Origin of the sequence: Nocardia sp. SSK8 (assembly GCF_037034205.1) — a bacterium.
Lineage (GTDB): Bacteria > Actinomycetota > Actinomycetes > Mycobacteriales > Mycobacteriaceae > Nocardia.
This window is the reverse complement of sequence record NZ_JBAGKD010000006.1, coordinates 166,278-179,085: the sequence shown is the minus strand read 5'-3', so window position 1 is coordinate 179,085 and position 12,808 is coordinate 166,278. Positions and strand designations below refer to the sequence as shown.

At 70.1% G+C, this 12,808-nt stretch carries 15 protein-coding genes; 8 read left to right on the top strand and 7 right to left on the bottom strand.

Annotation, left to right across the window (positions count from 1 at the left end):
* Nucleotides 1-2 precede the first annotated feature (2 nt).
* The 3 genes from WA675_RS13985 to WA675_RS13975 all read right to left on the bottom strand — a co-directional run bounded on the left by WA675_RS13985 (nt 3) and on the right by WA675_RS13975 (nt 2,298).
* Entirely contained in the window at nt 3-689 is a 687-nt protein-coding gene (locus WA675_RS13985) for a histidine phosphatase family protein (protein WP_336084709.1), read from the bottom strand.
* Nucleotides 686-1,600, bottom strand: coding sequence for a prephenate dehydratase (gene pheA / locus WA675_RS13980; protein ID WP_336084708.1), 915 nt, complete (start codon nt 1,598-1,600; stop codon nt 686-688). Before pheA ends, WA675_RS13985 begins: the two co-directional genes overlap by 4 nt.
* Nucleotides 1,601-1,863: 263 nt before the next feature.
* On the bottom strand, nt 1,864-2,298 hold the full coding sequence (locus WA675_RS13975) for a hypothetical protein (protein ID WP_336084707.1): 435 nt from the start codon (nt 2,296-2,298) through the stop codon (nt 1,864-1,866).
* 76 nt (nt 2,299-2,374) lie between these two features.
* Here WA675_RS13975 and WA675_RS13970 point away from each other — a divergent pair, with 76 nt between their 5' ends.
* From WA675_RS13970 to WA675_RS13950, 5 genes are all read left to right on the top strand, one after another.
* Nucleotides 2,375-3,136 (top strand): DUF2470 domain-containing protein, encoded by a 762-nt coding sequence (locus WA675_RS13970; RefSeq protein ID WP_336084706.1) that lies wholly within the window; start codon nt 2,375-2,377, stop codon nt 3,134-3,136.
* A 71-nt stretch (nt 3,137-3,207) separates the two neighbouring features.
* Nucleotides 3,208-3,990, top strand: a complete 783-nt coding sequence (locus WA675_RS13965) for a CPBP family intramembrane glutamic endopeptidase (protein WP_336084954.1) — start codon at nt 3,208-3,210, stop codon at nt 3,988-3,990.
* Nucleotides 3,991-4,121: 131 nt separating this feature from the next.
* The gene (locus tag WA675_RS13960) at nt 4,122-5,729 is read left to right on the top strand and encodes an LCP family protein (RefSeq protein ID WP_336084704.1); all 1,608 of its coding nucleotides are present in this window, start codon (nt 4,122-4,124) and stop codon (nt 5,727-5,729) included.
* Between the two features lie 9 nt (nt 5,730-5,738).
* Nucleotides 5,739-6,269, top strand: coding sequence for a ferritin (locus WA675_RS13955; RefSeq protein WP_336084703.1), 531 nt, complete (start codon nt 5,739-5,741; stop codon nt 6,267-6,269).
* 97 nt (nt 6,270-6,366) lie between these two features.
* Nucleotides 6,367-6,915, top strand: coding sequence for a ferritin (locus tag WA675_RS13950; protein ID WP_336084702.1), 549 nt, complete (start codon nt 6,367-6,369; stop codon nt 6,913-6,915).
* A 54-nt stretch (nt 6,916-6,969) separates the two neighbouring features.
* Here the strand turns inward: WA675_RS13950 and WA675_RS13945 are convergent, their stop codons facing one another.
* The 4 genes from WA675_RS13945 to WA675_RS13930 all read right to left on the bottom strand — a co-directional run bounded on the left by WA675_RS13945 (nt 6,970) and on the right by WA675_RS13930 (nt 10,327).
* The gene (locus WA675_RS13945; RefSeq protein WP_336084701.1) at nt 6,970-7,890 is read right to left on the bottom strand and encodes a DUF5926 family protein; all 921 of its coding nucleotides are present in this window, start codon (nt 7,888-7,890) and stop codon (nt 6,970-6,972) included.
* Between the two features lie 262 nt (nt 7,891-8,152).
* Nucleotides 8,153-8,914: a glycerophosphodiester phosphodiesterase gene (locus WA675_RS13940; protein ID WP_336084700.1), complete on the bottom strand. Its 762-nt coding sequence runs from the start codon at nt 8,912-8,914 to the stop codon at nt 8,153-8,155.
* Nucleotides 8,911-9,900 (bottom strand): DUF4328 domain-containing protein, encoded by a 990-nt coding sequence (locus tag WA675_RS13935; protein WP_336084698.1) that lies wholly within the window; start codon nt 9,898-9,900, stop codon nt 8,911-8,913. The genes WA675_RS13940 and WA675_RS13935 overlap by 4 nt, the downstream gene beginning before the upstream one ends.
* Nucleotides 9,901-9,967: 67 nt before the next feature.
* Entirely contained in the window at nt 9,968-10,327 is a 360-nt protein-coding gene (locus WA675_RS13930) for a rhodanese-like domain-containing protein (RefSeq protein ID WP_336084697.1), read from the bottom strand.
* Nucleotides 10,328-10,695: 368 nt separating this feature from the next.
* Here WA675_RS13930 and WA675_RS13925 point away from each other — a divergent pair, with 368 nt between their 5' ends.
* The 3 genes from WA675_RS13925 to WA675_RS13915 all read left to right on the top strand — a co-directional run bounded on the left by WA675_RS13925 (nt 10,696) and on the right by WA675_RS13915 (nt 12,766).
* Nucleotides 10,696-11,307 carry a hypothetical protein gene (locus tag WA675_RS13925; protein ID WP_336084696.1) on the top strand — a complete coding sequence of 204 codons (612 nt, stop codon included), beginning with the start codon at nt 10,696-10,698 and terminating at the stop codon, nt 11,305-11,307.
* 152 nt (nt 11,308-11,459) lie between these two features.
* On the top strand, nt 11,460-12,083 hold the full coding sequence (locus WA675_RS13920) for a superoxide dismutase (RefSeq protein WP_336084694.1): 624 nt from the start codon (nt 11,460-11,462) through the stop codon (nt 12,081-12,083).
* Between the two features lie 155 nt (nt 12,084-12,238).
* Nucleotides 12,239-12,766 (top strand): peptidase, encoded by a 528-nt coding sequence (locus WA675_RS13915; RefSeq protein ID WP_336084692.1) that lies wholly within the window; start codon nt 12,239-12,241, stop codon nt 12,764-12,766.
* Nucleotides 12,767-12,808 lie beyond the last annotated feature (42 nt).

Below are 12,808 nucleotides of genomic sequence, written 5' to 3'. Positions count from 1 at the left end.
GATCAGCCCATCGGGTCGTCGGCGGTGGGCTCGGCCTTCACCGTGAACGGTGGCGTGAACCTGCCCCAGCGCAGGCATTCCCAGCCGCCGTCCTCGGTGGGGAGCAGTTCGATGGTCTCGGTGTTGTCGAGGTGGTTGTTCGTTGTGAACGGCGGCGCCACCCCGGCCAGCGCCTTGCCGACCAGGCGCATGGCGGCACCGTGGTTCACCACCATCACGTCGCCCGCGTCGTCGCCGGTGAGGAATTCCTCGCGCAGGCCACCGAGCACCGGCAGGATCCGGTCGAGCACCTCCTGCCCGGATTCGCCGCCGGGGGCGCGGGCGTCGAGCTCGCCGAGGTGCCAGCCGCGGTAGATCCGCTGGAACAGCTCGTGCGCTTCGGGGTCGGAGCGGCCGTGCAGATCGCCGACCTGGACTTCGAAGAGTCCGTCGAGCACATGGGAGAGGGTGCCGGTCGCGGCCTCGATATAGCCTGCGGTCTGGCGGGCGCGCAGCGCCTCCGAGGACACCAGCACCTGCGGCGGGCGCAGCAGACCCGATCCGAACGCCTTCGCCTGGGCCACACCACGTTCGGTGAGCGGCAGGCCGGGCACGCGGGTGTCGAGGACGCGGGCCACATTGCCCTCGGTCTCGCCGTGACGCACCAGGATCAGCTTCGCGCGGGTGGGCTGGATGGGCTGTGCGGTCATAGGTCGGCGACCCCCTTTCGCAACTGCGTCAACCATTCCGCGGCGGGTTCGTCCGACGGGGGCGGTGTGCCGACGGCCGCGGTGGCGGGCCAGGAACCCAGGAAGCGCACGCGGGCCGTGCGATGCAGGGCTTTGAGCGTTTCCGCGACGGCCGGGTCGTCGAGGTGGCCGACGCAATCGAGGTAGAAGCGATAGGTGCCCATGCCGGTGCGGGTGGGCCGGGATTCGATGCGGGTGAGATCGACACCGCGGGTGGCGAATTCGGCGAACGCGCGCATGAGCGAGCCCGGCTCGTTGGGCAGTTCGAGCACGATGGAGGTGCGGTCGGCGCCGGTGGCCTGCGGTGCGACGCCGGGGCGGGTCACCAGGACGAAGCGGGTGATGGCCTGCTCGTGGTCGGCCACGCCCTCGGCGAGCGCGACCAGCCCCAGCCGCTCCCCCGCCAGCGCGGTCGACACGGCCGCGTCGGCCTTGCCCGCGGCCACGTCCTCGGCGGCGGCCGCGTTGGAGGCGGAGATATAGGGCTGCGCGTCGGGCAGATGACGGGCCACCCACTCCCTGACCTGCGCACCGGCCACCGGGTAGGCGGCCAGCGACCGCACCTGGTCCAGGGTGTGCCCCGGACGGGCCAGAATCGTGAAGCTCACTTCCAGCTCGGTCTCGGCGACGATCTGCAGACGCGGGCCGATGGCCAGCGAGTCCAGCGTGGCGGGGATCGAGCCCTCGACCGAGCTCTCGATGGGCACCACGGCGGCGGCGACGTCACCGGAGCGGATCAGATCCAGCGCGGCCCCCTGACTGGGCGCGGCGATCCGCTCGACGGGCCCGTCGAAGGCCCCCGAGTCCTCGAACTTCACCAAGGCCATCTCGGTAAACGTTCCGGATGGTCCGAAATACCCAATACGTGGCACGGGCGCCATTTTAGCTGTGTTGATTGGCGGCTGGCGCCGCGTGGTTTTCGGCCCCTTGGGCCTCACATCCGAGGGGCGATACTCCGGCTTCGCCGTTACGTCTCGCCCCTCGGATGCGAGGCTGCCGAAAACCGTGGGGGTTGGGTTTCGGGGGTGGCGTTGGTGGCGTCAGGTGGGGGGTGCCGTCGCGGGAGGTGGTTGCGAGCTAGGTGCGCTGGGTGTTTGGTGGCGTCACGCGTATTCGCCGCGGGACCGGTTGCGAGCTAAGGGTCCAGGACGGCGAGGGCGGCCGCTACTTCCGGCTCGGCGGGGGTTTCGATGCCGAGCAGGACGGTGCGGGTGGCTTCGATGGCCGGGGGTTTGAGGCCCCTCAGGAAGGTGAGGTCGGGGGTGGTGAGGGCGGTGGGGATGTCTTCGCCGCAGAGGGCGGCGACGGTGCCCGCGACGACGGCTAGGGCGCGGGGGCCGCTGGTGGTGCGGGCGACGAAGCCGCGGTCGGCGTGGGCGATACCGGCCAGGAAGGCGGCCAGTTCGGCGTCGGGGATGTCGGCGTCGACGGTGTCGGGGGTGCTGCCTGCGGGGCGGAGCAGGCCAGCGACCAGGCTGCGACGGGCCGGGGTGGAGAGGGTGACCAGGACGGGTTCGTGGTCGTCGTGCGTCATCCGCTCACCGTAGACCGGGTTTTCGGGAAAGTTCACCGGGGGCGTCCTCTTGCGCGGAACGGCTTCGTAACTTAGCTTAGGGTTACCTAATCGTCAGTTCGCGGAGGTTGTCATGTCGAGCCCCACCACGATCGTCGCGCCGACCACCGCGGAGCGGGTGCGCAGCGCGTGCTCGCACGCGGAGACCTCGGTGCTCGCGCTGCCCGGCATCGATCCGGTCCCCACCACGCTGCATCACCTGCGGCGCTGTGGTGACGCGGTGATCGCCGTGCCCGCCGACTCGATCGCGGCGGCCCTGGCGGCCACGGCCAACGAGACCTCCGCCGTCCTCGAACTCACCGACCACGCCCCGCTGCCGCTGCGCGAGCCGGTGCGCGCGCTGGTCTGGCTGCGCGGCTGGGTGCGGCAGGTGCCCACGCAGGCCCAGCGCGCGCTCGCGGTGGAGATCGCCAAGGAATACCCGCATCCGGGCCTGCTCGACGTCGGCCACACCACCACGCTGCTGCGGGTGGTGGTGAACTCGGCGGTGCTGGCCGACACCTCCGGCGCCGAATCGGTCGACCACGCCGACCTGCGCGCCGCCTCGCCGGACCCGTTCTGCCAGATGGAAAGCGCCTGGCTGCAGCACATGGCCGAGGACCACGCCGATGTCGTCGCCCAGCTCTCGCGGCACCTGCCCACCCGGCTGCGCGGCGGCATGGTGCACCCGCTGGCCATCGACCGCTACGGCCTGACCCTGCGCGTGGAGGGCCCCGACGCCGACCACGACGTGCGCCTGCCCTTCGCCACGCCCGCCGACGACGTGGAATCGCTGAGCAAGGCCGTGCGCATCCTGGCCGGCTGCCCGTTCCTGAACGGCCTGCGCCGCATCTGATCCCGGGCTGCCTAGACTGCGCTGGAGCCGGTCGCCCCGACGGGTGACGACGACAGCGAAGGAGCAGGCGCCTGAACGCCGGAGCGGAGACCCCGCAGCCGCAGACCCGCGAGCTCAGCCGCCGCGAGATCCAGTGCGAGATCGTCATCGTGCTGCTGGTGACGTTCGGCCTCAGCGGGATCAGCGCGGCCCTGTCCCTGCTCGACTCCGCGCTGTCACCGGGTGGCATCGGCGGACGGACGGTGGCGCTCAACGCCTCCCGCTCCGACAACTCCCTGCTCGACCTGCTCTTCCAGCTCGTCGGCGTGACCAGGCTGCTGGCCTGGGCCGCCCTCGGCCTGTACCTGCTGTGGCGCAGCGGCATCGGGCCCCGGCTCATCGGTCTGGCCCGTATCGGCCGCGCGGATGTACTGCCCGGGATCGGCCTGGCCGCGCTGATCGGCCTGCCCGGCCTTGCACTGTATCTGCTCGCGCACGCACTGGGATTCAGCGTCACCATCGTGCCCAGTTCGCTGTCCGAACACTGGTGGCGGCTGCCGGTGCTGATCGCCTCGGCCTGCGCGAACGCGGTGGCCGAGGAAGTGCTGGTGGTGGCCTATCTGCTGACCCGGCTGCGCAAACTCGGCTGGTCGGACAATGCCGCGCTGCTCACCTCGGCGCTGCTGCGTGGCAGCTATCACCTGTACCAGGGCCTGGGCGGTGGCCTCGGCAATATCGTGATGGGGATCATCTTCGGCCGCTACTGGCAGAAAACCAACAGATTGTGGCCGCTGATCCTGGCCCACGCGCTCATCGACGCGGTCGCCTATCTCGGCTACAACGTGCTGCGTGGACGCGTGTCGTGGCTGCCCTGATCGGCGTGTCGCGGCGAGTCGGCCACACCACGGCGTTTCGCGCTAACACCATGGGCCCCGCGAGGTATCCAGTAGAGACCGAGCGCTCGCGACCGCCCCGCGCTCCCGACGATCAGTAGAGTTCCACGGTGATGAACGGCGACGATCCACACCGGCGCCGGGTGCCGCCACCTCAGGGCCGCCCCGGCCAGCCCCCGCTGCCGCCGTCCGCCGCCGGTCCGGCCCCACGCCGCACCCCGCCCGGCTACGGCCGACCCCCCGCCGACCAGCGCCGACCCCCGCCGGACGACGCGCGCCACCCCGGCGACCCCATGGCCGCGCGCCGCACGCCACCCGGCCCCGGTCGACGTCCGGTCCCGCCGCCCGACGGCCAGACCGTCCGCCAGAGCCCACCGCACCGGCCATCCGACGACGCTCGCCACCACCCCGGCGACCCCATAGCCGCACGCCGCACACCACCACCGGGCGGTCCCGGCCGACGACCGGTCCCACCGCCCGCCGACGGCCAGACCGTCCGCCACACCCCGCCCCCGGACCGCAGGCAACCGGCCTCGCACGTCGAGCCGACCCAGGTCATGCACCGCGACGGCCGGGGCGACCAGCCGCTGGCCTACTCGCAGATGCCGCGCGAGCACATCAAGACCAAGCAGCCGCACGCCCAGCCGCCGCCGCGGCGCGAGCCGGTGCGGCACGCCCCGACGCAGCGCCCGGTCCCGCATCACGACTCGCTGCCGCCGCGCCGCACACCCCCGCCGGTCCACGGGGGCGGGCAGGCGCAGCCGCCGCGACGCAGGCGCAGGCGTCATCCGCTGCGATGGTTCACGGTGCTGGTGGTGCTGTTCGTGGTCGGGCTCGTCGCGGGGATCGTGCACCTGGACAACTCGCTGACCCGCATCACCGCGCTCACCTCCTACAGCGACCGCGTCGGCAACACCCCCGGCACCAACTGGCTGCTGGTCGGCTCCGACAGCCGCGGCGACCTGACCCCGGAACAGGAAGCCGAGCTCGCCACCGGCGGCGATATCGACGGCACCGAGCGCACCGACACGATCATGCTGGTGCACATCCCCGGTTCCGGCCCAACGACCATGGTGAGCCTGCCGCGCGATTCCTACGTCAGCATTCCGGGCTACGGCAAGGACAAGCTCAACGCCTCCTTCGCGCTCGGCGGCCCCGAACTGCTGGTACAGACCGTGGAGCAGGCCACCGGCATCCGGATCGACCACTACGCCCAGATCGGCTTCGGCGGCTTCGCGCACGTGGTCGACGCGCTCGGCGGGATCGACGTGTGCCTCGACGAACCGATCGTCGACCCGCTGGCCGGGCTCGACCTGCCCGCGGGCTGTCAGCAGCTGACCGGTCCGCAGGCGCTCGGTTTCGTGCGCACCCGCGCCACCCCGCGCGCCGACGTGGACCGGATGAACCACCAGCGCATCTTCCTCTCGGCGCTGCTGCAGAAGGCCACCAGCATGGGCACCCTGGCCAATCCGTTCTCGCTGTGGCCGATGGCCACCGGCGTGGCGGGCTCGCTGAAGGTCGACGACGGCGACCACATCTGGAACCTGGCCTCGCTGGGCTGGGCGATGCGCGGCGACACGGTGACCACCAGCGTCCCGATCGGCGGCTTCGACGACACCGATGTGGGCAATGTGCTGCTCTGGGACAAGGCCAAGGCCCCCGACTTCTTCCAGGCCATCGCCGACGATCGGCCGATTCCGGAGGACCTGCTGACGCGGTAACGTCGAAGGATGGGCGAGGACCGAGTGTTTCCCGACATGTTGCGTGACCAGGTCCGGCACGGACTGACCACCGCACAGCAGTATCTGGCGGCCGCCGTCTACTTCGACGCGCAGCGCCTGCCCGAACTGGCCGCGCAGACCTACGCCAGATCCGCGGAGAATCGCGGCCACGCCATGCGGATGGTGCAGTATCTGCTCGACCGCGAGGCGGGGGTGAGCATCGGCGGGCTCGACGAGATCCGCTCGGAATTCGACTCCCCGCGCGCGGCCATCGCCTTCCTGCTCGACCGCGAGCGGACCACGACAGCGCAGATCAGCGCCCTGGTAGCGGCCGCGCGCGAGTCGAGTGATTTCCTCGGCGAACAATTCATGCAGTGGTTCCTACGCGAACAGATCGACGATGTCGCCGAAATGGACACCCTGCTGACGGTGCTGGACCGGCAGGACAATTTGTTCGATGTCGAGGAATTCATCCGCCGCGAACTCACCGGCGCGGTGCCCGTGGACAACACCGCACCGCGCATGGCGGGCACCGCTTAGGGAACGCTTCGTTAGGAAATACTTGGTTAGGGAATACTGTCCTCAATAAGGATGCACTTGGATGACAAGCCCTCTGACCAGGGCTAATGTTGCGGCCATGTCGATTCATCCGGAACCCCCCCGCAGTAAATTCCACGGCCTGCTTCAAGATCAGATCCGGCATGAGTTCAACGCCGAACACCAGTACATCGCGATTGCTGTGTGGTTCGACAACAACGACCTGCCGCAGCTGGCCAAGCGGTTCTACGCCCAGTCCGTCGAAGAGCGCAATCACGCGATGATGATCGTGCAGTATTTCGTCGACCGCGACATCGCGGTCGATATCGCGGGCATCGACGCGGCCAAATCGAGCTTCGAGAACGCCCGCGAGCCGATCGAGCTCGCGCTGGCCCAGGAGAAGACGGTCACCGACCAGATCGTCCGCCTGGCCAGCACCGCGCGCGAAGAGGGCGACTACCTCGGCGAGCAGTTCATGCAGTGGTTCCTGAAGGAACAGGTCGAAGAGGTCGCGCACATGACCACGCTGCTCAATATCGCCGATCGCGCCGGGTCGAACCTGTTCGACCTGGAGGCGTTCATGTGGCGCGAGCTCAGCACCCCGAAGGAAGCCTCGGGCGCGCCGGCCGTCGCGGGCGGCAGCGTCTAGCTCGGAAACCGCGGATCAGGCTCGCGCCGTGCGAGCCTGATCCGTCGGGTCATTTCAGCGCAGGGTGACCTGGCGCGAACGCAGACCATCGCGCGAACGACGTTCCGCGCTGGTCATCTCCGCTTTCGAGGCCAGGGCCTCGGCCAGCCGGGCGCCGAATTCGCGCGCGGGCGCCTCCCACTCGGTGGGGTGACGCTCGGGATCGAGGTCGAAGACCGGCACCAGCAGGCCGTGCGTGCGGAACGAGCCCGCGAAACGCGAACCCTCGCCCATGTGCAGGCCACCGGTGGCGTGCACGCGGGCCAGCGCGAGCATGAGGGCATCCTCGTCCTCGGGACGCACCCAGCGCACGTGCGCCTTGTCGCCCGCGTCGACCCACCAGGCCGCGCCGATGCCGTCGGCACCCAGATCCAGCCGCGCCGAGGGCATGATCGCCTGCTTGGCCTGCTCGATGGTGGCCGCGACCTGCGGGTCAGGGGTGACGCCTTCCGGCACCCACCAGTCGAAGTCCTGGTGCACGGTGAGCTCGAGATCGGCGCCCGGGTCGATGACATCGGCCAGGCGCGGCCCGCCCTCGACCGATTCCGCCGCCGTCAGCGACTCGCCCGGCTCGGCCGACTGGGTCCACAGGATGGCCGCGGCGATATCGGCCGACGCGTCACCACCCTGGTACTGCATCTGCGTGCCGACGAAGCCGACCGGCTCGTCCGCGGCACGCACCAGCGCGGCCACCGCACCGGGCAGCACCGTCGCCAGGGTGACCTCGCGCTGGGCGGCGACACCGGGCGCCAGCTTCAAGGTCGCGGTCGCCGAGGGCACGAACTCCCGCAGCGCCACCAGATCACATTCGGCAGCAAGCCCCTCGAACGGCCGCGTCACGGCCGCAGATGCCTGCTCCTGCGCCGCACGCCGCTCGGCGAGACGCTGAGCCCGATTACTGTCGGGCTTCGGACTGTTCCGCTTGCTTTTACCCACGTGGGAAGTCTAGGTCGGCCGCTATGTCGGCCATCACTCCCCCACGCAAATTCCCCACCCCGCACCCCGAAACCACGAGGAGCAACGCACCAGCGCACACCCTCCCAACCCCGCACCCGCGACCCCGAGGAGCGGCGGCCGACGAAGTCGGCCGGTCGCGGCCGGGTCGCCGGTCAGGCGCCGTTTCGTAGGCGACGAAGGAGCAAGAAACGGTGCCTGACCGGCGGCCCCCCAGGGGCCGCGACCTCGAGCGCGCCAGCGCTCAAACAAGCAGGGCCTTCGTTCTCGCCGGATGGTTGGTGGCGATCCAGCTGACGCCCAGGTCGGCGCACAGTTGCACGTCCTCGGGGTCGTCGACGGTCCAGCAGTAGGTGGCGCGGCCCGCGGCGGCGGCCTTGTCGACCAGTTCCGGGTGCTCACGCAGGGTTTTCACCGACGGGCCGACCGCGGTCGCGCCGACCGTGGTCGCGGCGCCGCCGCCGAGGAAGCGCGAGGACTCGCCGAGCAGCACGGTCGGCAGCAGCGGCGCGGCGCGGCGGATGCGCCAGACCGCGGTGGCGGCGAAGGACATCACCACCGCGCGCGAGTGGTCGGCCGAGGCGGGGGTGGCGATGCCGAAGCGCTGGAGTTCGGCGAGCACCTTGTTCTCCACCAGGGCGCCGTAGCGCACGGGGTGCTTGGTCTCGATGAACAGCTTGGTCGGCCTGCTGCGCCAGTCCAGCACCAGGCCGATCAGGTCGGCCAGCGCCAGCACGCCCTGCGGCTGCTCGGCGGTGCCGAAGTTCATGTCCCGGAGTTCGGCCAGGGTCAGTTCGCTGATCAGGCCGGTGGCGTCGGAGGTGCGGTCGACGGTGCGGTCGTGCACGCAGACCAGGTGCCCGTCGCGGGTCAGCCGGACATCGCATTCGACGCCGTCGGCCCCCTCCTGCAACGCCAGCTCGTAGGCGGCGAGGGTGTGCTCGGGGCGCGTCCCGGACGCGCCGCGGTGCGCGACCACGAAGGGCGCGCGATTGCCCTGGCTCACTTGGCCACAACCTCCTCCAGCGCGTTCTCGCCGGAATCGGCGGAATCCGCGCGTTCGACCGCTTCGGACCGGGCAGGCACGCCCGGCTGGACCGGGGCGATGACGACCTGCGCCGGATCGGCGGCCCGCACCCAGCGATGCGGCGCACGCGCCGCGCCCCGCAGGTCACGGCCTTCGAGCAGGCGCACGGTCCACAGCGTGAGCACCGCGAACCCGGCCGCGCACAGATTGCTGAACCCCGTGAACGAGACGCCGTCGGCTTCGGCCTGCAGGGTGCCCGCGTCGCGCCACAGCGTCGCGACGACCAGCACCAGCCCGCTGACCACCCAGCCCGCCCACCAGATCCGCACCGCGCGCAACGCCCGCGGATCGGGATCGGTGCCGAGCAGTTCGGTGAGGAACACCCCCGGCCAGACCAGGTTCACGCCGGGGATCACACACCCCGCGATCAAGGTCCAGCGCCTGCGCGGATCGCGCCTGCCGTCGGCGGCGAAGGCGGCGCGCCGGGCCTCGATCAGCCACGCCACCAGCGACAACGCGGTCACCAGCGCGACGATCGGGGCCAGCGTGCCGAAGACCCACACCGTCGAGTCGGACAGCCAGAGCAGCCACTCGGGGATGAGCCGGGTGCGGTTGCGCAGCAGGATCAGGTAGCGGCCGTATTCGGCGAGCCCGGCCAGCAGGAAGGCCGTCATACACGCCACGAGCAGCCGGTCGCGGCGGGCGGCGAGCCCGCGCAGCGGCCGCGCGGGGACCGCGGCGGCCGGGGGCGGGGCGTCGAGCAGGCCCCAGCGCGGGGTCTCGGTGTAGTGCGGGGTGGGGCCGAGCGGAGCGGGAGCGCTCGACGCGGCGGCCCGACGGGTGCGGTGGTCGGGCCTGCGGGCGACCCAGCGATAGTTGCGCTGCGCGGCGGGGGCGTCGACCTTGCCAGGCGACAGCAGCACGCCCCGGCAGCGCGGGCACCAGTGCATCGGCGCGCCCTGCACGGCCCACCGCGCGCCACAGCGTGCACATGGTTGCACCACCGAACTCACCCGCGCACCCCGTTCCGGACTAGTAGATCTTGGCTTCGTGCTCGCCGTCGGCGATCACCGGGCGGCCGGTCTGCTGCCAGGCCACCATGCCGCCCGCGACGTTGACTGCCTCGTACCCGATATGGGCCAGATAACGCACGACCTCGATCGAGCGGCCCCCCTGCCTGCACACCACGTACAGCTGGGCGTCGATATCGATCTCGTCGAGCCGGGCGGGCACGTCGACCATCGGGATATGGATCGCGCCGGGCGCGTGCCCGAGGGCCCATTCGTCGGGTTCGCGCACGTCGAGCAGCTGGGCGCCGGGGACCGGTTCGGCGTCGTCGAACGCGGCGGGTACCGCACCCACCGGCACCGTCGGGACATCGGAGCTCGTCACGCCTCGATCCTGCCATGTCGGGCCCGGCCCCGGGCGCGACAGTGCGTGGTCGGTGGATCGTTCCCGGTTATCCACAGAATCCACAACTTGATCCACAGGTCTCAGCTATCGGTCAGCACACATTCGTGAGGATCGGGCTATCAACGGCCGTCGCGGCCGGGGAAGACTAGCGGGAACGACCGATCCGGGACTCCCCTCCATGTCATCCCGGAGCGGTCGTTCGCCGCTGACGTCGGGATTTCCGAGGTTCACCGGTCCCGACATCTACTTGGACGCGAGCCGACCGGTTTCGGTTCCATAAAAAACGACATCCCTAGAGAAAATCCTAAATCCTGGGATCTGGGCGGCCGGATCGGTAGCCTGAGCGCATGAACACGAGCAGGGGGCTACTCGACAGTTTCGACATCAACGGCCTGAATACCGCTTTGTCCGAATCCACCTGTCTCGGGGTAGAAGTGGACGCCGCGGCCGGACGGCTGCAACTCGCCTTGGAGGTGCTGACGCTACCCGCGGACGGACCCGCGCCCACCGACACCAAAGTCCTGCTCACCTTCACCGGCGTCACCCGGGTCGCCGCCTCCCTGCGCATCCAGCGCTGGGACGACATCGACGCCCGCGTCCTGCCGCTGACCCTCGACCAGCTCGACGACGCCATCGAAAGCTTCGGCGGCGGTGGGCTGCACGGCTGGGAGTTCATCGACCTCGACGACAGCGGCTGGACGCTGTGGAGCGAGCTGCTCAGCTTCGACACCGTCCTCGACCAGCGCATCGCCGCGCACGTCATCGAGTTCTCCCAGGAGGAGGGCATCGACCCGCGCGAACTCGATGTACGCGTCTGGTTCGACCGGATCACCGTCACCGACCTGGCGGGCCAGGAGATCCCGATGGCGGAGTTCATCGCGGGTGGGCGCCGGTGGTGGGCCGCCCACGATTCCGGTGACACTCGCGCGTCGAAGGCCGACGTGGCACCTCCGCTCTGAGTTTCGGGCGGCGCACCACCGGATTTTCCTCTCGGTGAGTACAAGCGGAATGCGGAGGCGGCTGTAGTCAGTTGCACCGTGCGGGTGTACGAATGATGGTTGGTGTGCTCGAACGGATGGGCGCACACAGCCCGACACAGGAAAGGGACAACGTGGCCGAGTACACGCTGCCGGATCTGGATTACGACTACAGCGCACTGGAGCCCCACATCTCGGGGCAGATCAACGAGATCCACCACTCCAAGCACCACGCCGCCTACGTCGCGGGCGCCAACGCCGCACTGGAGAAGCTGGAAGCCGCCCGCGAGTCGGGTGACCACGCCGCCATCTTCCTCAACGAGAAGAACCTGGCGTTCCACCTCGGTGGCCACACCAACCACTCCATCTGGTGGAAGAACCTCTCCCCCAACGGTGGCGACAAGCCCGAGGGCGAGCTGGCCGCCGCGATCGACGACCAGTTCGGTTCGTTCGACAAGTTCCGCGCGCAGTTCACCGCGGCCGCCAACGGCCTGCAGGGCTCCGGCTGGGCCGTCCTGGGTTACGACACCCTGGGCCAGAACCTGCTGACCTTCCAGCTGTACGACCAGCAGGCCAACGTGCCGATCGGCATCATCCCGCTGCTGCAGGTCGACATGTGGGAGCACGCCTTCTACCTGCAGTACAAGAACGTCAAGGCCGACTACGTGACCGCGTTCTGGAACGTCGTCAACTGGGCCGACGTGCAGGACCGCTTCGCCCGCGCGGTGTCGCAGGGCAAGGGCCTGATCTTCGGGTAAGAGCCTCGTTCGAGGGGCCTGTGCGCGGAATCGCCGCGCACAGGCCCCTTGTCGTTTATGCCCGATTAGCACTCATTGGTACTTGTGTGCCAGATGGTTTTCGGGCTATTCCTGGTGTACAGGGCAGTGCAGCCCCCGGACATCGGGAGGCCAACATGACGACGCAGGGTCCGATCGGGATCACGCCGTTCCAGGCGCGCGGTCAGCTGTGTGGATTCGTGGTCTCGGGCCGGTGGCCCGACACCACCAAGGAGTGGGCCCAGGTGCTGGTGCTCGCCGTGCGGGTGGCCTCGATGCCCGGCCTGCTGCTCACCACCACCGTATTCGGGGTCCGCGAGGAACTACCCGACGACCCCGAGCCCGGCACGGTCGGGCTGGTGCTGGCCGAGGGGCCGGTACTCGGTGACGCGGCGCTCGAGCCGGGCCGCTTCGCCGCGCATGTGCCGCCCGCTCTGCTCATGCTGCATCCCCCGTCGGAGACGCGCCCCTCGCTGCCCGAGTGCGCGGGCGCGGCCTCGGGCTGCGTGCTGCTGCCCGGCGTGCCGCATCTGGGTCTCGAGCATCGGGCGGCCTGGGCCGAGGCCGAGCTCGACGGCACCGTCACCTCGCTGGTGAGCCGGGTCGGGATGGATCTGATCAGTGATCCCGACACCGCCGTGCTGGCAATGTTGCTGGCGGCCTGAGACCTTCGCTCACGCCGGGTTGGCGAATGCCTGGCAACGGTT